20 protein-coding genes are annotated in these 19821 nt (G+C 69.5%); 9 read left to right on the forward strand and 11 right to left on the reverse strand.

Features of this window, described 5'->3' with window-relative positions; translation table 11 throughout:
• Positions 1 to 254: 254 nt before the first annotated feature.
• The 5 genes from E1218_RS11675 to E1218_RS11695 all read left to right on the forward strand — a co-directional run bounded on the left by E1218_RS11675 (position 255) and on the right by E1218_RS11695 (position 5552).
• The gene (locus tag E1218_RS11675; RefSeq protein WP_132319189.1) at positions 255 to 1268 is read left to right on the forward strand and encodes a hypothetical protein; all 1014 of its coding nucleotides are present in this window, start codon (positions 255 to 257) and stop codon (positions 1266 to 1268) included.
• On the forward strand, positions 1265 to 1897 hold the full coding sequence (locus E1218_RS11680) for a DUF4129 domain-containing protein (protein ID WP_132319191.1): 633 nt from the start codon (positions 1265 to 1267) through the stop codon (positions 1895 to 1897). Before E1218_RS11675 ends, E1218_RS11680 begins: the two co-directional genes overlap by 4 nt.
• A 74-nt stretch (positions 1898 to 1971) precedes the next feature.
• A complete protein-coding gene (locus E1218_RS11685) occupies positions 1972 to 3114 on the forward strand; it encodes a DUF4350 domain-containing protein (protein WP_132319193.1) in 1143 nt (380 codons plus the stop codon).
• A 160-nt stretch (positions 3115 to 3274) separates the two neighbouring features.
• A complete protein-coding gene (locus E1218_RS11690) occupies positions 3275 to 4246 on the forward strand; it encodes an AAA family ATPase (RefSeq protein WP_132319195.1) in 972 nt (323 codons plus the stop codon).
• Between the two features lie 13 nt (positions 4247 to 4259).
• Positions 4260 to 5552 carry a DUF58 domain-containing protein gene (locus E1218_RS11695; RefSeq protein WP_132319197.1) on the forward strand — a complete coding sequence of 431 codons (1293 nt, stop codon included), beginning with the start codon at positions 4260 to 4262 and terminating at the stop codon, positions 5550 to 5552.
• 117 nt (positions 5553 to 5669) lie between these two features.
• Here E1218_RS11695 and E1218_RS11700 read toward each other — a convergent pair whose 3' ends face one another.
• Genes E1218_RS11700 through E1218_RS11710 form a run of 3 tightly spaced genes read right to left on the reverse strand, consistent with a single transcriptional unit; the run spans position 5670 to position 7521 of the window.
• Positions 5670 to 6377: a phosphotransferase gene (locus E1218_RS11700; protein WP_132319199.1), complete on the reverse strand. Its 708-nt coding sequence runs from the start codon at positions 6375 to 6377 to the stop codon at positions 5670 to 5672.
• Positions 6374 to 7189 carry a VOC family protein gene (locus tag E1218_RS11705; RefSeq protein WP_132319201.1) on the reverse strand — a complete coding sequence of 272 codons (816 nt, stop codon included), beginning with the start codon at positions 7187 to 7189 and terminating at the stop codon, positions 6374 to 6376. Before E1218_RS11705 ends, E1218_RS11700 begins: the two co-directional genes overlap by 4 nt.
• Entirely contained in the window at positions 7186 to 7521 is a 336-nt protein-coding gene (locus E1218_RS11710) for an ArsR/SmtB family transcription factor (RefSeq protein ID WP_132215181.1), read from the reverse strand. Before E1218_RS11710 ends, E1218_RS11705 begins: the two co-directional genes overlap by 4 nt.
• 104 nt (positions 7522 to 7625) lie before the next feature.
• On the opposite strand from E1218_RS11710, the gene E1218_RS11715 reads away from it, so the two are divergent.
• Positions 7626 to 7880 (forward strand): amphi-Trp domain-containing protein, encoded by a 255-nt coding sequence (locus E1218_RS11715; protein ID WP_202865933.1) that lies wholly within the window; start codon positions 7626 to 7628, stop codon positions 7878 to 7880.
• Positions 7881 to 8020: 140 nt separating this feature from the next.
• Here the strand turns inward: E1218_RS11715 and E1218_RS11720 are convergent, their stop codons facing one another.
• The 7 genes from E1218_RS11720 to E1218_RS11750 all read right to left on the reverse strand — a co-directional run bounded on the left by E1218_RS11720 (position 8021) and on the right by E1218_RS11750 (position 15579).
• Entirely contained in the window at positions 8021 to 8968 is a 948-nt protein-coding gene (locus tag E1218_RS11720) for an ABC transporter ATP-binding protein (protein WP_132319205.1), read from the reverse strand.
• Complete coding sequence (locus tag E1218_RS11725) at positions 8952 to 9920, reverse strand: ABC transporter ATP-binding protein (RefSeq protein WP_132319207.1); 969 nt, start codon at positions 9918 to 9920, stop codon at positions 8952 to 8954. Before E1218_RS11725 ends, E1218_RS11720 begins: the two co-directional genes overlap by 17 nt.
• Positions 9920 to 10804, reverse strand: coding sequence for an ABC transporter permease (locus E1218_RS11730; protein WP_132319209.1), 885 nt, complete (start codon positions 10802 to 10804; stop codon positions 9920 to 9922). Before E1218_RS11730 ends, E1218_RS11725 begins: the two co-directional genes overlap by 1 nt.
• Positions 10801 to 11844 carry an ABC transporter permease gene (locus E1218_RS11735; protein ID WP_132319211.1) on the reverse strand — a complete coding sequence of 348 codons (1044 nt, stop codon included), beginning with the start codon at positions 11842 to 11844 and terminating at the stop codon, positions 10801 to 10803. The genes E1218_RS11730 and E1218_RS11735 overlap by 4 nt, the downstream gene beginning before the upstream one ends.
• On the reverse strand, positions 11841 to 13631 hold the full coding sequence (locus tag E1218_RS11740; protein ID WP_132319213.1) for an ABC transporter substrate-binding protein: 1791 nt from the start codon (positions 13629 to 13631) through the stop codon (positions 11841 to 11843). Before E1218_RS11740 ends, E1218_RS11735 begins: the two co-directional genes overlap by 4 nt.
• Positions 13632 to 13781: 150 nt before the next feature.
• Complete coding sequence (locus E1218_RS11745) at positions 13782 to 14549, reverse strand: DUF1206 domain-containing protein (RefSeq protein WP_132319215.1); 768 nt, start codon at positions 14547 to 14549, stop codon at positions 13782 to 13784.
• A 31-nt stretch (positions 14550 to 14580) separates the two neighbouring features.
• Complete coding sequence (locus tag E1218_RS11750) at positions 14581 to 15579, reverse strand: stage II sporulation protein M (protein ID WP_132319217.1); 999 nt, start codon at positions 15577 to 15579, stop codon at positions 14581 to 14583.
• Between the two features lie 79 nt (positions 15580 to 15658).
• Between E1218_RS11750 and E1218_RS11755 the strand changes: the two genes are divergently transcribed.
• Complete coding sequence (locus E1218_RS11755) at positions 15659 to 16684, forward strand: RDD family protein (protein WP_233712176.1); 1026 nt, start codon at positions 15659 to 15661, stop codon at positions 16682 to 16684.
• A gap of 102 nt (positions 16685 to 16786) precedes the next feature.
• Positions 16787 to 17449, forward strand: coding sequence for a class I SAM-dependent methyltransferase (locus E1218_RS38185; protein WP_132319219.1), 663 nt, complete (start codon positions 16787 to 16789; stop codon positions 17447 to 17449).
• Between the two features lie 461 nt (positions 17450 to 17910).
• Here E1218_RS38185 and ahcY read toward each other — a convergent pair whose 3' ends face one another.
• Entirely contained in the window at positions 17911 to 19359 is a 1449-nt protein-coding gene (gene ahcY / locus E1218_RS11765; RefSeq protein ID WP_132319221.1) for an adenosylhomocysteinase, read from the reverse strand.
• Positions 19360 to 19479: 120 nt separating this feature from the next.
• On the opposite strand from ahcY, the gene E1218_RS11770 reads away from it, so the two are divergent.
• Positions 19480 to 19821, forward strand: a 342-nt coding sequence (locus E1218_RS11770; RefSeq protein ID WP_132319223.1) for a MerR family transcriptional regulator, incomplete at its 3' end; no start/stop codon positions are given.

Below are 19821 nucleotides of genomic sequence, written 5' to 3' on the forward strand. Positions count from 1 at the left end.
CGTCCGGTTACCTTCTGCCACGCCCTGCTCCTTGCCGTCCGATCGTTGTGCGCCCAGCGGATGCTGACCGTACGCACTACGGATAGTGTCCCATTCCCCGGGTAGTGCACACGCCGGATCGCCGAGTGACCCCGACTTGGGCTGTGATCATGGTGCACACCCCGGGCCGCGGACAACTCGGGGACAACGTGTCGGCCAACTCATCCGGTACACGGCCCGGACCGGCCGGCGGTTCGACAGACGGGAGGTGGCCAGTGGACGGGATCGGTCTGCACGAGGACCCGGCCGCGGAGCCGCTGCGCCCGTGGCTGCCCGCCGACCTGCTCGACAACGCGGCCCGGACCATCTCCGACAACAAGACGATCATGCTCGGCCTCCCGGTGCTGGCCGCGATCGCCCTGCTCGCCGTCCAGGCCGCGCTGACCGAGGTCGCCGTACCGGGTGGGATCAGTGGGTTCTTCGGGGCGGACGACCCGTTCCAGCAGGCCGGTGCGGCGCTCCTGCTGACGTACGGCGTCCAGCTCGTGCTGTTCACCGTGGTGTCGAGCATGCTGGCCGGGATCATCGCGCTGGCCGCCGTCCGGAGTCAGCTGGCCCACCGGGTCGGCTCACGGGAGCTGCTGCGGCTGGTGCGGCCCGCGCTGCCCGCGCTGGCTGCGGTCGGCCTGGCGCAGTCGCTGTCCTTCATGATCCTGATCGGCGGCTGGGGGCTGGCCGTGTTCGGCATCGGCTCCGGGGCCGAGTCGGCGGTGTCGTCCGACGTGGCCGGTGCGGTCGCGATCGTGATGGTGCTGGCCGGTGCGGTGCTGGTGCTGATCTTCGGCATCCGGCTGGTGCTGGCCGGGACCGTCGTCCTGATGGAGGGCCGGCACGCGCCGGACATCGGTCTGCACATCCCCGCCAGGGTGGGGATCTGGGGTGCGCTGAAGCGGTCCTGGCAGCTGGTGAAGGGCAAGTTCTGGCGGGTGTTCGGGATCCTGCTGTTCGCGGGGCTGGTGGTGAACATCGTCAGCTACGCGTTGCAGTTCGGGGTCACCACGCTGGTGATGACGGTCGGTTCGTGGGCCGACGCCGGCGACAGCAGCAGCGCGACGATCGCAGCGGTGGTGCTCGGCGTCGCCGCCGGCCTGGCGACGGCGCTGACCCTGATCGCCAGCCTTGCGTTCATGTCCGCCGTGCAGGCCCTGATCTACCTCGACCTGCGGGTACGGCGGGAAGGCCTCGACCTGTGGATGCGGCCGGCACTGCGAGCTGGGGGCGGACGGTGATCATCCTGGAACCGCCGGTCGACATCGGCCGGGACGAAGCCGCTGCCGAGGCGGCCGAGGAGTTGACCAAGTCGGCGTACCGGCAGTCGGGTGACTCGCTGATCGAGCGGGCGATCGGCACAGTGGTGGAATGGATCGCCGACCTGCTGGACAGCCTGAGCGGGGCCTCTCCCAGCGGCCACGCCGGTCTCTACCTGCTGATCGGGCTGATCATCCTCATCGCCGTCGTGGTGCTCTGGCGGGCCGGTGTGCTGCGGACCAGCCATCGGCAGGGGAAGCAGGCGGTGTTCGACACCGCGCGGCCGCGGAGTGCGGCGGAGTACCGAACCCAGTCGGAGCAGGAGGCCGCGACCGGCGACTATGCGCTTGCCGTCCGCAGCCGGTTCCGGGCGTGTGTCGCCGAACTGGCCGAGCGGACGATTCTGGACGAGCGGGCCGGCCGGACGGCGTACGAGGTGGTGGCCGACGCGGCCCACGCCGTACCGGGGCTGCGGGAACCCCTGCAGCCGGCTGCGCTCGCGTTCACTGAGGTTGTCTACGGCAACCGTCCGGGAACTCCGGAGCGCTACGCCGTCGTGGTCGCTGCAGACGACGCGGCTCGGACCGCCCGGGTGCTGGTGCGTCCGTGAACGTGCGGAGCGAGATCGCCGTCCGGTGGAACGTATCTTGCCTCGTCCGCGCTCGGATCGAAGCGAGGACGTGAATGAGTACTGCGGTCGGTCGGGGTGCCGGCGAGAGCTGGCGGACCTTGAGGACACCACTGTTCGTCACCGGGCTGATCGTGCTGGGTGCGATCGTCATCATGATTGCGACCGCGGCCCGGACGTCGGGACCGTTCAGTCCGGATTCCAGCGAGCCGACCGGTGCACGGGCGTTGGCCACGCTGCTGGAGAACCACAACGTCACCGTGCGAGGCACTGAGGATCTGAACGACGCTCTCGCGCCCGGAGCAGGCAAGACCTTGCTCATCGGTCCGATGGGCCAACTGGATCGCTCGGACTGGGAGCGGATCGCCGACGCGGGGTGGAGCCACATCGTTCTCGTCCGGCCCGGCGCCCGCGCCTTGGAGGCGCTCGCACCCGGTGTCCGGGACAACGGGCAGGCGCTGTCCAACGGCAGCCGTGCCCCGGACTGCGACCTCCCGGCCGCGGTGAAGGCCGGCACGGCGACCGTCAGCGGTTCCACCTACTCCGCGCCGCCGGACGCCCAGGCCTGCTACGGCGACGGCATCACCAACACGGTGATCCGCCTGGAGACCGGAGGCCGGATCATCGACGTCGTGGGGTCGCAGCGCTCGTTCACCAACGCCCAACTCGCGGACGACGGCAACGCGGCGCTCGCGCTCAACCTGATAGGCACCCACCAGGACCTCACTTGGTACCTGCCGCAGTGGGAGTCCAGCGGGTACGACGGTCCCGACGAGGACGCGCCCCCGCTGATCCCGCCGAGCGTCCGCTACATCGGCTGGGCGCTCGCGTTCGCCGTACTCGTCGTGGCGCTGTGGAGAGGACGCCGGCTCGGGCCGGTGGTTGCCGAGCGGCTGCCGGTCATCGTGCACGCCGCCGAGACCACGGAGGGCCGGGCGCGGCTCTACCGCCGATCACGTGCGCGCGAGCGGGCCGCCGCCGCGCTCAGAGAGTCCGCGCTCGGCAAGCTCCACAAGGCGCACGGCATCCCCCGCCGGGCCGAGCCGTCCGCGGTCGTCGCGACCGTTGCCGCACGCACCGGCCGCGACCCGGCCATGCTGTACGAACTGCTGTACGGCCTCCCGCCGCTCAGCGACGCCGCCCTGATGTCCTTGTCCCATGAACTCGACGTACTGACGCAGGAGGTACGACACCCATGACTGTGCACCGTGCCGCGCCTCCGGCGCGCCAGCCCATGGGGTTGTTGCTCCCGGTCTTCCCTCGTCGCTCCACTCGCTTCGTCCCCTCCGCTCCTCAGCCCAGGCAGGGAGGCGCCACGGCCGCGCTCCCTCCACTCGTCAGTCCACGCCGGGAGGCCCCGTGACCAGCACCGAGATCAGCGCCGACCAGGCGAGGCAGGCGCTGGTTGCGCTGCGGACCGAGATCGGCAAGGCGGTGGTCGGCCAGGACACCGCGGTGACCGCCCTGGTGCTCGCCCTGCTCTGCCGCGGCCACGTGCTGCTCGAAGGCGTCCCCGGGACCGCGAAGACGCTGATGGTGCGCGCACTGTCGATGGCCATGCGGCTGGACACCAAGCGGGTGCAGTTCACCCCGGACCTGATGCCCGGTGACGTCACCGGCTCGCTCGTGTACGACGCCAAGTCGAGCGAGTTCGAATTTCGGCCGGGCCCGGTGTTCACCAACATCCTGCTGGCCGACGAGATCAACCGGACACCGCCGAAGACCCAGGCCGCGCTGCTGGAGGCCATGGAGGAACGGCAGGTCACCATCGACGGCGAGCCGCGCAAGCTCCCGGTCCCGTTCGTGGTCGCCGCGACCCAGAACCCGATCGAGTACGAAGGCACCTATCCGTTGCCTGAGGCCCAGCTCGACCGGTTCCTGCTCAAGGTCACGCTCGACATCCCGCCGCGCGACGCCGAGATCGCCGTACTGGCCCGGCACGCGCAGGGCTTCGACCCGCGGGACCTCGCCGCCGCCGGCCTGCGTCCAGTGGCCGGGCCCGAGGACCTGCTGGCCGCGCAGTCCGCAGTACGTCGGGTGGCCGTGCGGGAGGACGTGCTGGCGTACGTCGTCGACCTGTGCCGGGCCACGCGGCAGTCGCCGTCGTTGCAGCTCGGGGTGTCGCCGCGAGGGGCGACGGCCTTGCTGGCGGTGTCCCGTGCGTGGGCCTGGCTGTCCGGACGCGACTACGTCATCCCGGACGACGTGAAGGCAATGGCGCGTCCATGCCTCCGGCATCGAGTGCAGGTGCGTCCGGAGGCCGAGCTCGAGGGCGTGAGCGCGGACGCCGTACTCGAGAGCGTGCTGGCGACGGTGCCGGTGCCCCGATGATCGCGTCCGGCTGATGGTGCTCACAGGTCGTGCCGGGCTGCTGGCCGCGGTCGGCGTCGTTTTCGTCGCTGTGGTGACGCCGCGCTGGGCTGGAGTCGGCATCGTCGTCGCGGTCGTGCTGATGGTCTGCCTGGTCGACATGCTGCTGGCAGGATCTCCCCGGCGGCTACAGCTCAGTCGCGTGGGTGACAACGCCGTACGGCTGGGTGAGCCGGCTGTAGTGCAGTTGCTGGTCGCCAACCCGGGTCGGCGGGTCAAAGGGCTGCTGCGTGACGCGTGGCCACCGTCGGCCGGCGTACAGGACCCGCCGCACAAGCTGGATCTGCCCCACGGGGAGCGTCGGCGGCTGACGACGCATCTGCTGCCCACGCGGCGTGGTGACCGGCAGGCTGACCGCGTGACGATCCGGTCGATCGGTCCGCTCGGCTTCGCTGGGCGGCAGGGGTCGCACCGGGTGCCGTGGACTGTCCGGGCGCTGCCGCCGTTCAAGAGTCGCAAACACTTGCCGTCGCGGCTGGCCCGGTTGCGGGAGCTGGACGGGCGGACTGCGTTGCTGGTGAGGGGCCAGGGCACCGAGTTCGACTCGCTGCGGGACTACGTGCCCGGTGACGACGTGCGGAGCATCGACTGGCGGGCGACGGCCCGGCGCGGCAACGTCGTACTGCGGACGTGGCGGCCCGAACGCGATCGCCAGGTCGCCATCGTGATCGACTCCGGGCGGATGTCTGCCGGACGCGTCGGCGACGCTCCGCGTCTTGACCATGCGATGGACGCGGCGTTGCTGCTGGCCGCGTTGGCCACTCGTGCGGGTGACCGGGTTTCCTTGCTGGCCTGCGATTCCGCGGTGCGGGCCGACGTACGGCGACCTGCGCCGGAGGACGTGTTGCCGTCGTTCGTCAACGCGCTGGCGAACGTCGAAGCCGAGTTGGTGCAGACGGACTTCCGGGTCGTTGTGTCCCAAGTCCTCGAACGTCTCGGTCAGCGGTCGCTCGTCGTACTGCTGACCGGCCTCGACCCGGCCGTGATCGAGGAGTCGCTGCTCCCGGTCATCGGCCCGCTGCTGCGCCGGCACGTCATCGTGCTCGCCTCCGTCGCCGACCCGCGGTTGACCGAGCTCGAGTCCACGAGATCCGACCTGATCGAGGTCTACGGCGCCGCCTCCGCCGCCCGCACCCGCCTCGACCGCGAACGCGTGACCGCCATCCTCACCCGAGCCGGCGTCACCGTGGTCGACGAAAACCCCGACCAGATCGCCCCCGCCCTCGCCGACACCTACCTTGCCCTCAAAAGGGCCGGTCGCCTCTAACCCCTCAGCACGAACCACGCGTGCCACGCGGTCCCGCCCACCCGGCTCTCGTTCAGGCTTGTCGCCCGTGCAACCGGCTGCCACCGCGCGATCGACGCTTGAGTGGATTGTCGACACCTAAGCCCGCGAGCTCTGGAGCAGAACCCGCTCGAAGGCCTCGCGGTTGGCTGCGGTGAAGGCGTGTTCGCTGCGGGACCAGGTGACGCGGCCGGCTCGTTGGTCGTCGGTCACCTCGACCGTGGTCGAGGTCCAGAAGCGGGCGTTGCGGAGTTGACGTTCGAGGATCGCGTCGACGACTGCGTGGCGTGGTGGACCGGTGAGGCCGTAGGCGTCGACGAGCACGTTCACCTGTGCAGGCTGAGATTCCAGCGGACGCTTCGACGCGATGCACCACGTCCAGGCGGCGTACCCGATGTCCTCCAGCGCGTCACCAGGCTCGGCCAGGTCGAAGTCGATCATCGCAACCGGTTGACCGTCGCGGAAGACGAAGTTGTTCGGACCCGGGTCGTGGTGGCAGACCACCTCACGGTGGCCGGCGAGTCGGCTGCCGCGGGTGGTGTCGTGAAAGGCCCGCAGCAGCCGGCCGGCGGCGGCGACCTGTTCGTCGGCCCAGGGCTGGAACTTGGTGGGGACCCAGCCGTCCAGGTACGTGAGGATGTCCCGGCCCTCCTCGTCCTGCCCGAGGTGGCGAGGGACGATGTGGAGTCCTCGCTCCTCGAGCAGCTTCAGGAGGTCCCCGGTGAACGGCGACGCGGGTCGGCGGACGGTGTCGCCGACCCGGACGACGCCCTTCGTCAGCCGGCCGCCGGTCAGCGCTGTGCTCACTGCCCCGGGCGGGCCTGGGCGAAGACCCAGCGGTGACCTTCGTGGTCTTCGGCCTCGTACCGGCGGTAACCGTGCTGGTGGATCTCGGAGAGGATCTTGGCGCCGCTGGACGTACTGCGGGCGAAATGGGCGTCGAGGTCGTCGACGTACACCCAGGTCTCGTGGTCCAGGCCGACGGAGCGGTTCTCGGTGCGCTTGAACAGCAGAATCGCGGCCGAGCCGACGTGCAGCTCGATCCAGGACGGGTTCTGGCCCTCGGCCGGGATCTTGTCCCACGAGTCGAGGCCGAAGACTGTGTGCAGCCAGCGGGCCGCGGCCGCGGGATCTCCGTAGTGCAAGGCGATCGCTAGTCTGTCGAGCTCGCGGGGGGTCCGGGGTGCGGAATCGCGCCGGCTGACCCAGGCGGGGAACCAGTGCAAGACGTTCGGCCAGGCGTAGACGGCCTTGGTGCCGCCCTCGACCAGGGATTCCACGACGGTGACACGGGTGCCGCCGTCGACCGGGTCGAAGGTGATCCGGGTCTCGGTGTCGTCGACCGAGCTGCGGTAGGCGAACACCGCACCCGGCTCCCAGACCGTGATCCGGCCCCGCTCCAGGGCATCCCCCGGGGGCGTCGCATACACCTCCAGATAGCGGCCGCCGACCCCCGGCTCGATCCGCACCTCGACCACCCGGGCGGAGTCCCAGAAGTTGATCGGGCCACGCACCCACCACAGGTCGATCTCCTCGGTGAAGATGCGGAACGCGGTCGCCGGATCGACGTCGACCTCAACCGACGCCGTGGCCGATCGCGGCAATGGCTCCTGCGTCATGACGACTCCTTTTGCTCGACGTGTCGCTTGAACGAGCCCAACTGGTCGCGCCAGTGCGCCTGGACCTGGTCCAGCCAGGCCTGCACGGCGACCACGGGCTCGGGATTCAGCCGGAAGATCCGCACCCGCGCGTCGTCCGGGCCGCGCTCGTCGGCGACCAGACCGGCGGACAGCAGGATGCGCAGGTGCCGGCTCATCGCGGGGGACGACGAACCGGTCGCCGCGGCGAGCTGACCGGCACGCTGCGGTCCTTCGCCGAGCAACCGGACGACCTGCCGCCGGGTCGGATCAGCCAGTACCTCGAAGAACCGGTCGACCTGATCTTCCACCATGCCGCAATAGTTCTAGGTTTCATTAACTGTTGTCAATGGCTGGAAGCACCTTCCACCTCCGCAGACAGTCTTCGTCGGCCTCGTCCGGTGGTTGGATGGGCGGCATGAGTGAGAGAGATGTCGAGAAGGACTACTCGGTCGCCGACTTCGCGGCCAAGCTGCGGCGGCTCGCGGACGCCCTGGAGACGGGCAAGCCGTTCCGGATCCAGATCGCCGGCGAGCGGTTCACCGTTCCGCGGAATGCGAGGATCAGCGTCGAGCACGAGCGCAGCGAGGACGAGGAAGAAGTCGAGTTCCAGCTGAAGTGGTCCCTCGCCGACGCCGAGGAAGCACCGGAAGCCGGCACCGCCGAGGTCTGACCCACCCCGCAACATCAAGGGTTATCCGCGCGACTTGCCGGTTCTCCCCTCGTGTCATCGGGGGAGAACCGGCAACCCCAGGGGTTATCCGTTCGAATGCCACTCGGGGTGCGGTTTCGGGTACGGCGTGGGCGGCGGGGTCAACGGGGTGTGGGTACCTGGGCCAGGTGGCAGGCGACCTCGGAGCCGGTGGTGGTTGGCGGGAGCACCGGAAGTGGCGTGGTGTGGCAGGCGTCGGCGCCCTTGCCCGCGGCGACCAGTTGGCAGCGGGGATGGAACCGGCAGCCCGTCGGGATGCGGGTCGGGTCCGGTGGCTCGCCGCTCAGCACGATCCGCTGCGGGGACTCGGGCAGCACCGACAGCAACGCCTGCGTGTACGGATGCTGCGGGTTCGTCAGCACCTCCTCGGTCGACCCGGACTCGACGATCCGGCCCAGGTACATGACCGCGACCCGGTCCGCGATGTTCCAGGCCAGCCCGAGATCGTGCGTCACCACCAGCGCCGCCAGGCCGAGCTCGTCGCGCAACCGGAGCAGCAACGCCAGGATCTCCCCCCGCACGGACGCGTCCAGCGACGCGACCGGTTCGTCGGCGATCAGCAGCTTAGGGCTCAGGGCCAGAGCCCCCGCGATCACGACCCGCTGCCGCTGACCGCCCGACAACTCGTGCGGGTACCGCAGGAAGAACCGCTCAGGTGGGCGCAGCCCGGCGCGGGACAGCGCTGACGCGACCACCTCCTCCTCGTCCGGCAACCCGTGGATCCGCGGTCCTTCGGCGACCGCCTCGTAGACGGTCTGTCGCGGATTGAGCGAGCCCATCGGGTCCTGCAGCACCAACTGGACCTGCCGGCGGAAGGCCCGCAGCCGTCGGCCCGTGTAGCTCAGCGGCGTCCCGTCGTACGAGACCTGCCCGGACGTCGGCCGTTCGAGACCGAGCAACGTCCGGGCCAGCGTGGTCTTGCCGCACCCGGACTCGCCGACCAGCGCGACGATCTCACCGGCGCCGATGGACAGGTTGACCCCGTCCACCGCCCGGGCACGCCGCCCGCGCGACGCGAACTCGACTGCGACCTCAGTTGCCTCGAGCACGATCCTCCCCCACCAGAACACAGGCCGCGGTACGGCGCTCACCCGCTGGTCGCAGGTCGACCGGCGTACTCGAACACGACTCCAGCGCCACCGGGCAGCGCGGGTGGAAGGCACAGCCGCCCGGCAGTTGCTGCGGATCCGGCGGATCGCCGGCCAGCCCGCGCGGAGCCAGCCGCGAGGCCGGGTCGCCGACCGTCGGGAAGGCGGCCGCGAGCGCCTGACTGTACGGGTGCCGGAACTCACCGGACGACGGACCCGCCTCGACCAGCCGGCCGGCGTACATCACCGCCAGCCGGTCGCATACGTCGGCGAGCACCGACAGGTCGTGCGAGATCATCAGCAGCGAGATGTCGTGCTCGGCGATCAACCGCCGGATCAGCGTGAGCACCTGCGCCTGCACCATCAGGTCGAGCGCGGTCGTCGGTTCGTCCGCGATGATCAGGCGCGGCGAGCACGCCAGCGCCATCGCGATCATCACTCGTTGCCGTTGGCCACCACTCAGCTCGTGCGGGTAGCTCCGTGCCCGCCAGGTCGGCAACCCGACCTGCTCCAGCAACTCCCGCACCCGCGCGGAAGCCTGCGCGCCGGAGGCCAACCGGTGCACGAGGAGCGGTTCGGCGATCTGGTCCCCGATCCGCTGCACCGGGTTCAGCCCGTGCTGCGCGCCCTGAAACACGATCGACGCCGCCGACCACCGGACCGCGCGCAGCCGGCCCCACTTCATCGCCAGCACGTCTTCACCGTCGAGCAGCACCCGCCCGTCCAAGCGTGCCGACCGCGGCAGCAGCCGCAGCAACGCCATCGCGACCGACGACTTCCCGGACCCCGACTCCCCGGCCAGCCCGAGCGCCTCACCGGCGTCCAGCGACAGCGAAACCCCGCGTACGGCGGGAACGTCGCCGGCCGCGATCCGGTAGGTGACGGACAGGTCGTCCACCTCGAGCAGACTCATCACGCCGCCCTCGTCCGCAGCCGGGGATTGAGCACGGTCTCCAGCGCCCGGCCGCACAACGTGAACGCCAGCACCACGATCACGATGCACAGACCCGGCACGAGGATGTACCACCACGCACCGGCGGTGGCCGCGCCCCAGTCGTAGGAACCGCGCAACATCGTCCCCCAGGAAGTCTTGTTCGCACTCACGCCGAGGAACGCGAGCGTCGACTCGGTGACGATCGCGCTCGCCACCTCGAGCGTCGTACTTGCCAACAGCAACGGTGCGACGTTCGGCAGCACGTGCCGGGTGGTGATGTGCCAGTGGCCGGCGCCGAGGGCGAGCGACCGTTCGATGTACGGGCGTGCTTCGACAGCGAGCGTCTGCGCCCGGATCAGCCGGGCCGTCGACGGCCACGAGGTCACGCCGATCGCGACGATGATGGTCGCCGTGCTGCCGCCGAGGATCGCGGCCAGCACGAGGGCGGTGACCAGCGACGGCAGCACCAGGAACCAGTCGGTGATCCGCAGGATGATCGCACCGAGCCAGCCGCGGAAGTGCCCGGCCGCGATCCCGAGCACGGTGCCGATCACCATGCTCAGCAGGGCCGCGAGGAACCCGATCAGCAGCGAGGTCCGCGAACCCCACCAGACCATCTCCAGCACCGAGCGCCCGGACTCGTCGGTGCCCAGCGGGTCGTCCAGGCTGGGCGGCGCCATCTTCTCGCTGGTCCCGCTGACGACGTTCGTCACGCTGGAGTCGATGAACAGCGGCGCGATCAGCGCCAGCCCCACCGCCAGCACGAGGATGACGAGGCCCGCCATCCCAGCCGTACGGGTCCGGAACTTACCCCAGAAACGGGCACCGGCCCGCCGACGCCGTATCCACGACACATTGCTCATGCCGACCTCACGCGCGGATCCAGAAGGTGGTAGACGACGTCGGCGAGCGTGTTCATCACGATCACCGACGCCGTGATCAACAGGAACGTGCCCTGCATCAAGGTGAAGTCCGGCACCCGGATCGCCTCGTAGAACAGCTGCCCGAGCCCCGGCCAGCTGAAGATCGCCTCGACCGTGACCGCACCGCCGACGACGAACCCGATCCGCATGAACACCAGCGTCACGGTCGGCAGCAGCGCGTTCGGTACGGCGTGCCTACGCCGGATGTCGTCGTCCCGCAGACCCTTCGCCCGCGCCGTGGTGATGTAGTCCTGCCCCACCTCGTCCAGCACCGACGACCGCATCACCAGCAGGTACTGCGCGTAGACGACGGCGACCATGGTCAGACACGGCAACACCATGTGCTGCGCGACGTCCAGAACATAGGCGAAACCTTCGGGCGCGTCCACGCTCGAGATTCCGCGGGTCGGGAAGACGCCGGGGATCGGCCCGACGCCGGCCGCGAACACCATCAGCAGGAGCAGCCCGAGCCAGAACGTCGGCACCGACCACAGCACCAGTGAGATCGCGGTCGAGAACTTGTCGAACCGGCTGCCCGGCTTCCAGCCCGCCCGCGCGCCCTGCCAGATCCCGAGGCTGACCGCCATCACCAGCGCGGTCCCGGTGAGCAGCAGCGTGGACCCGATCCGCTCACCGATCAGGTCCAGCACCGGCCGCTTGTACTCGTACGACGTCCCGAGGTCGAACTGCAGCGTCTGCTTGACGAACTGCACGAACTGCTCCGGCAGGGACTTGTCCAGCCCGAGCCGGGCCCGTTCGAGATCGAGCTGCTCCGGCGTCATGTTCCGGCCCTGCGCGAGCGCCCGCACCGGGTCACCCGGCAGTAGCCGGAACAGGAAGAACGTCGCGACGATCACCATCGCGATGCTGACCAGGGCCCCGCCCGCCTTGGTCGCCGCGTACCGCAGCAGACCGTGGCGGGCCCGGGTCTCCTCCAGCGCCTCGACAGCCGGTTGGCTGACCGGCGGTGTTGCTGTCATTCGCGCTCGTCGGCGGCACCCTGACGACGCCGCAGCACGAAGAACCCGGCGATCGCCAGTACGGCGACGCCGCCCGCGACCCCCGCGATGACACCGGTGTTCGACCCACCCTCGGCCGCGGCCGTCTCGGTGGTCACCGCCTCGAGGGTGTAGAACGGCCAGTAGCCGCTGCCGCCGTACAGGATGCCCTTGTCCTCCGGGATCGGGGTGACACTGGCGATCCGGTCCTTGCGGTAGCCCTCGAGGTTGTTCGGGTAGTACAGCGCGATCACCGGCGCGTCGGTGTAGAGCCGCTCCTCCATCTTCTTGATGATCTCGGCGCGCTTCGGCCGGTCGAGCTCCTTCTGCTGCTGCTTGTAGAGGTCCTCGTACTGCGGGTCGCAGTAGAACGACTCGGTGCCGCCGCCCTCGCCGGACGCGGTCGGCCGCCGGCTGCACAGGTGCGTGGCCAGCACCTCCTCCGGGTCCGGATTCACCGACCAGCCGCTGATCGCGATGTCGAACAGCGCGGTCGTCCCGGTCTCCTCGCTGAACTTGCTGGAGTCGAGCCGCTTGGTGGACAGCTGGATGCCGATCTCCTTGAACCAGCCGGTCAGGTACTCGGCCAGCTTGTCCTCGATCGGGGCGTCGGTGTGGATGCTGAACCGGAACGCCAGCTTCTTCGACCCGTCCGGCATCGTCCGGATGCCGTCGGCACCCTTCGTGTACCCGGCGTCGTCCAGGATCTTGTTGGCCCTGGCAAGGTCGTGCGTGACCTTCTGGTCGCCGCTCGCCTCCCAGAAGAAGTCCTTGTACATCGGCGGGATGATCGAGCCGTCGGCCGGCCTGGCCAGGCCGTTCTGCACCTCGTCGACCAGCTTCTGCTTGTCGATCGCGTAGTGCAGCGCCTGCCGGACCCGCTGGTCCTTCAGTGCCGGGTGACCGTCACCGATCGGCTTGTTGTCGCTGGTCGTCGCGCCGTGGTTGATCTGCAAGTACGTCGCCCGCCGCCCGTCGGTGTTCCACTGGACGATGTTCTCGTCACCCTTCAGCGACTCGAAGTCCGGCGGTGCGAGCCGGCCGATCAGGTCGATGTCACCCTTCTTCAGCCCGACGATCGCGGCCGCCGGGTTGTCGTAGAAGATCATCTGCAGCTCGTCGATCTTCGGGGCGCCGCGCCAGTAGTTCGGGTTCGCCTCGAGCTTGACGTACTGGTCCTTCTTGCTCTCCACCGCGATGTACGGGCCGCTGCCCACGGTCGGGTACACGTCCGCCTCGTACTTCGAGATGTCGGGGACCTTCTCCCAGACGTGCTTGGGCATGATCGGCACCGGGTTGTCCAGCATCGACGCCTGCGGGCTCTTGAGCTTGATGGTCAGCTCCTGGCCGTTCGCGCTCACGCTGGCGAAGTTCTCCACCGCCGGGCCGTTGCCGGTCTTGGCGCCGTCGTCGGTCATCATCTTGTTGAACGTCCAGGCCGCGTCGGCGGCGGTCACCGGCTGCCCGTCCGACCACTTCGTCTCCCGGATCTTGAAGGTCCAGGTGAGGCCGTCGGGCGACGTCGTCCAGGACTCGGCCAGGTCGGCGCTCGGCTGGAGCGTCTTGGAGTCGGGCACGGTCAGGAACCCGTACATCCAGCGCTGCAGCGATCCGGACACCAGCCGGACGGCCAGGAACGGGTTCATCGAGTCCACCGACTGGGTGACGCCGACCCGGATGACCTTCTCGGAGGGCTCGGCCGCGACGGCCGCCGTCCCCGGTAGTGCCAGTAGTGCGATGGCAGCCAGCGCCGCCAGGACCTTCCTCATCCGCCCCACACACCTTCCGCCCAGTCATGTGTATTGGGGAAGAAACCACACCAGCGAGCGCTCTCCTGTCAACGACTTGCGGAAATTTGTCACACGACCGTTTCCAACGACGGTGATAAATTTTTGAATCGTACGACGACCGGTCGCTGATCAGTGCTTGGCGTTGCGCGACCAGGCGAACGCGTACACGCCGAACGCGGCGATGCCGAGGGCCAGCACGGTCAGCAGCACCGAGCCGAACGGCTGCTCCTTGATCGTGCGCAAAGCGGTGTCCAGTCCGCCCGCCTTCTCCGGGTCGTAGCCGATCGCGGCCCAGCAGAACAAGGCTCCGGCGACGATGAACGCGACCCCCTTGGCGGCGTACCCGATCCGGCCGAGCAGGATGGTGACCTCGGAGACGCCGCCGACCAGGTCCTCGGTGAACTTCTTGGTCACCGACTTGGAGATCTGCCGGACCCCGATCCCGACGATCACCAGGCCGACCACGACGATCAGCGCCCGGCCGGCGCCGTGCTCCATCAGCCGGGCACTCAACGTGCGCTGACCGCCACTGCTGGAGCCACCGGACCCGGTCGCGACCTTCACCGCACTGATGCCGAGGACCAGGTAGACCACGCCCCGGCCGGCCGACGACACCTTCTTCTCGGTGTCCAGGCCGCCGTACGTCAGCTCGAGCGCACGCCAGATCACCAGCGCGAACAGGCCGATCGCGATCGTCCACAACAGGACGCCGCCGAGCGGTTTGCCGGCCAGCTCCTCGAGCGCACCCTGCTGTGACGCCTCTTGCGAGGACTTGCCCCACGCGAGTTGCAGGGCGATCCACGCGATCAGCAGATGCACGACGCCGTACCCGATCAAACCCACGGTGATCGCGTAGTCGTACCAGCGACTCGTGCGTACTTCCTGGGCGGTCCTCATTGCTCTCCTATACCCAGGAGACAAACAGAGCTCAGGCGGACACGGGTGCGGCGGCCTCGCGGTCGGCCTCGTCGATATCGCCGTACTCGCCGGTCCGGAAGGCCCGGCGGCCGAGTGTCCAGACGTAGACGACGAACCCGATCTCGGCCAGTACGCCGATGCCGACACGGACTGCGGTCGGCAGTGCGGACGGCGTGACGAACGCCTCGATCACGCCGGTGACCAGGAGGATCGCGGCCAGGCCGATGGCCATGCCGACGGTGGCGCGGCCGGTCTGTGCGAGCGCCTGCAGACGCGTCCGCGGCCCGGGGACGATCCAAGCCCAGCCGAGCCGCAGACCGGCGGCGGACGCGACGAAGACCGCGGTCAGCTCGAGCAGGCCGTGCGGCGTGATCAGGCCGAAGAACACCTCCGCCCGGTCGTGACCGATCATCAGCCCGGCGTTGACACCCAGGTTGAGCGCGTTGTCCCAGAGGATGAAGACCGACGGCACCAGCAGGATGCCGAGAGCGAGTACCGCGGCGCTGATGGTGGCGTTGTTGATCCAGACCCGGAACGCGAAGTCCTGGGCCGGGTTCTCCGAGTAGTAGGCGGCGAAGTCCTTGTCGACCAACTCCTGCACCGCCGCGGCCGTGGCGAACGAACCCACCACCTCCGGATGCGCGATGATCCGCCAGGCGGCCCAGGCCGCGACCAGGTAGAAGAGCAGCCCGATCGTCAGCCACCAGCGTCTGGACGCGTACAACGCGGCCGGGAAACTCACCAGGAAGTACTTCGAGATGTCACGCCAAACCGGCGCCTGCGCACCCGTCACGGCGCCGCGTGCGTCCGCGATCAGACCGGACAGCCGTCCAATCGACACCGGGTCCGCCCCGGCGGCCCGCAGTGCGGCCAGGTGCGTGCCCACGCGCTGGTAAAGGGTGACGAGCTCCTCGGCCTCCGCGCCGCTCAGGCGGCGCTGCCGACGGGTCAGGTACGCCAACCGGTCCCACTGCGGCTGATGCACCGACACGAACGCCTCGACGTCCACAGTGGCCCTCCTCCCGGTTCTGGCTCCCCGCGCTGGCAGACTAGCCGGACGCAGTGTCTCGGCAGGAGGGGGCGACCCAGTGTCCCAGCTGGTCACGGGCGAGGCAGTCGTCCTCCAGGTGCGGATCGCCCGGATGCCCACCCGGGCGCTGGCGTGTGCGATCGACGTGATCCTGCAGGCCATCGTGCTCGGGGTGCTGATCGGGCTGCTGGCCGGGTTCCTGATCGGCGGCGACGCGAGTGAGGCACTCGCGGTGGCGCTGATCTTCGTCACCGTCCTGGTCGTCGTGGTCGGCTATCGGGTGGTGATGGAGACGCTCACCCGCGGCCGGACGCTCGGCAAGATGGTGCTCGGCCTCAAGGTGGTCCGCGACGACGGCAGCTCGATCCGGTTCCGGCACGCGCTGGTGCGGACGCTGTTCTGGTTCTTCGTCGACTTCGCGCCGTGGTTCGCGGCCAGCCCGGGAATCGTCGCGAGCCTGATGAACAAGCAGGGCAAGCGCATCGGCGACATGGTCGCCGGCACGGTGGTCATCCGCGAGCGCCACCAGCCGATGGCGTCGCCGCCGCTGTTCGTGCCGGGTCACCTGGTGCAGTGGGCGCAGTCGCTCGAACTGTCGCGGCTGTCGGACGAGCTCGCCAACGCAGCCCGCGAGTACCTGGCGCGGTACACCGAACTGCTCCCGGACGCTCGCGCGGCGCTTGGGGACGCATTGGCTTACCGAGTCAGCGAGGTGACCGCACCGGCGCAGCCGGCGCCGATCGTGGCTCCGGCCTTCCTGTCCGCCGTACTGGCCGAACGCCGGCGGCGTGAGCTCACCCGGCTGGCCACCGCTCGGCCGGCGCACACCGGCCCGTTCGGCCCGCCGAACCCGTATGCCGTGCCTGCCGGTCCCTCCGCCCCACCCAGCCCGTACGGCGCTCAGGCGCCTGTCGGTCCGGCTCCGGGCGCGCCTGGTCCGGCGAGCGGCTTCCCCGCGGCGGGTGCTTCGGTCCCGGCCGGCCCGTTCCCTGCGGCGGCTCCGCCGGCGCCGTACCGGCCTGCTGTGGTGAATCCCCAGGGTTGGGCGGCACCTGGCAGCAACGAAGCCGGGCAGTGGTCCTAGTCTTGCGACCATGTCGCAATAGCGGATTGGGCCGGGTGGCTGGAGCGGTGGGACGAGCAGCAGGCCGGGTACCTGCCGGATCGGGAAGAGCAGTTCGCGCAGATGCTGGAGATCGTGGGCCGGCTGGCCGGTGAGCCGGCGCGGTTCGTCGATCTCGCGTGCGGGCCGGGGTCGATCTCGGCGCGGGCAGTTCAGCGGTTCCCGTCGGCGGAGATCATCGGGGTGGACCTCGACCCGTTCCTGCTGGAGATCGCGCGGCACGCGGTCACCGGAGCACGGTTCGCCGAGGCGGATCTGCGGGCCGCGGGGTGGGACGCCGTACCGGGTGATGGGCAGGTGGACGCGGTCTGCTCGGCCACGGCTCTGCACTGGCTCACTGGCTCGACCCCGCGGACCTGCGACACTGGCGCAGACGCTCGCACACCGGATCCGCCCCGGTGGTGTCTTCCTGAACGCCGACACGATGCGCCTCGGCCCGACCGAGGTCCCCCGCCTCGACGCGCTCGCCGTCGACCTGCGCAACCAGATCTGGTCCGACTCGCACGCCGCCGGCGTCGAGGACTGGCAGATGTGGTGGGACGCCGCCGCCCGGGAACCCGCCTTCACCGACCTCCTCGCCGAGCGCAACCACCGCTTCGCCGACCGCCCCAAGGGCCGCGACATCACCTTCACCGACGCCGTCGAGTCCTTCCGCAAAGCCGGCTTCACCGAAGTAGCCGTCCTCGCCCAGGTAGCCGACAACACCTCCTCACCGCCATCCGCTGACACCCTGGTGGTTCGGACGGACAGCCGTCCATCGACAGATGGACCTCATGCTGCGAGCCGGCGAGATAATCCCGGTGAAGGGCCGCCTGCTGACGGTGACTCCCACCGCCGCCGAGTGGCTCCCCCCGGTCCGCGGCCATCTGGTCGACGTCGCGCAGGCGCGCGGAACGATCACCTACGGCGGACTGCAGGCCGAGGTGGGTCTGCCTTACCTGCCGCGCGGCCTCGGGCGCCTGCTCGACCTGCTCTCCGAGGACTGCTTCCGCCGGAACGAGCCGTCCCTCGCGAGTCTCGTGGTCAGCAGCGCGACGGGCGAGGTCGGCAGCGACTTCGACGGCGACGCGGCTGCCGAGCGGCGCTGGTGTACAAGCGCTGGCGGCAGCCGTAGTACCGAGCCGCACATCTGGGCGCTGACACCACAAGACGCCCCACCGGGGGTCGGTGGGGCGTCCTTGTGGGGATCAGTAGCGGTAGTGGTCCGACTTGTAGGGGCCCTCAACCGGGACGCCGAGGTAGTTGGCCTGTTCCTTGGTGAGCTCGGTGAGCTTGACGCCGAGGGCGTCGAGGTGGAGGCGGGCGACCATCTCGTCGAGGTGCTTGGGCAGGACGTACACATCGGTCGGGTAGTCGGCCGTCTTCACGAACAGCTCGATCTGGGCCAGCACCTGGTTGGTGAACGAGTTCGACATCACGAACGACGGGTGCCCGGTCGCGTTGCCCAGGTTCAGCAGCCGGCCCTCGGACAGGATGATCACCGTGTGGCCGTCCGGGAACCGGAACTCGTCCACCTGCGGCTTGATGTTCACCCGCTCGACGTCGGACCGCTTGTACAGCCCGGCCATGTCGATCTCGTTGTCGAAGTGGCCGATGTTGCCGACGATCGCCTGGTGCTTCATCGCCGCCATGTGGTCGGCGGTGATCACGTCCTTCGAGCCGGTCGCGGTGACGAAGATGTCCGCGATCCCGACGACCTCGTCGACGGTGCTGACCTGGTAGCCGTCCATCGCGGCCTGCAACGCGCAGATCGGGTCGATCTCGGTGACGATCACCCGGGCACCCTGACCGCGCAGCGACTCCGCGCAGCCCTTGCCGACGTCGCCGTACCCGCAGACGACCGCGACCTTGCCGCCGATGAGTACGTCGGTGGCCCGGTTGATGCCGTCGATCAGCGAGTGCCGGCAGCCGTACTTGTTGTCGAACTTCGACTTCGTCACCGAGTCGTTCACGTTGATCGCCGGGAACAGCAGCGACCCGGCCCTGTGCATCTCGTACAGCCGGTGCACGCCGGTGGTGGTCTCCTCGGTGACACCCTTGATGCCCTGGCCGATGGTGGTCCACTTCGACGTGGACTCCGCCAGCGAGCGGGTCAGCAGCTTGAGGACGACGCCGTACTCCTCGGACTCCGCCGTCGACGGGTCCGGCACGGCGCCGGCCTTCTCGAACTCGGTGCCCTTGTGGACGAGCATGGTGGCGTCACCGCCGTCGTCCAGGATCATGTTCGGGCCAGCGTCAGATCCTGGGCCGCCCGGCCAGGTGAGGATCTGCTCGGTGCAGGCCCAGTACTCCTCCAGGGTCTCGCCCTTCCAGGCGAACACCGGGACGCCGGCCGGGTTGTCGACCGTACCCTCCGGGCCGACGACGACCGCGGCGGCCGCGTGGTCCTGGGTGGAGAAGATGTTGCAGCTCGCCCAGCGCACCTCGGCACCGAGGGCGACCAGCGTCTCGATCAGTACGGCGGTCTGCACGGTCATGTGCAGCGAGCCGGCGATCCTGGCCCCGGCCAGCGGCTTGCTGTCGCCGTACTGCTTGCGCATCGCCATCAGGCCGGGCATCTCGTGCTCGGCCAGCCGGATCTCCTTGCGGCCGAACTCGGCCAGCCCGAGGTCCGCCACCTTGTAGTCGAACGTCATCCGCTTCCCGCTCCCCTGAAGACTGTGATTGCATCCTGCCTGCCAGAGCCTAGAGCGCCGAACCCACGGGTTTGATCGCCTGGTAGGTGTTTCTGACACTGAAATGTCAAGATTAGCCTCATGCGCATCACCGAGGCCGCTCGCCACCTGGGAACCACCCCGCGCATGCTGCGCTACCGGGAGGCCCTCGGCCTGCTCCCGCGCTCGCGCGCCGGGCACGCCAGCCAGCGCCAGTACGACGACCGCGACCTGGCCGCCGTCCAGCTGGCCCTCGACCTCGAACGCCGGTACGACGTCACGCCGGCCGCACTGGCGTTCGCCCTCAGGGCCTTCGCCGAACCGTCCGTCGCGGCCGACGTCCGCAACCTCGGCTACCGCACCGGTCGCCTCAGCACGCCGCCGACCCAGTCGGAGATCGACCGCGAACGGGCCCTCCGCTGGCTCGGCCGCTCCGGCGTCCTC

Origin of the sequence: Kribbella turkmenica, assembly GCF_004348725.1 — a bacterium.
Classification (GTDB): Bacteria; Actinomycetota; Actinomycetes; order Propionibacteriales; family Kribbellaceae; genus Kribbella; species Kribbella turkmenica.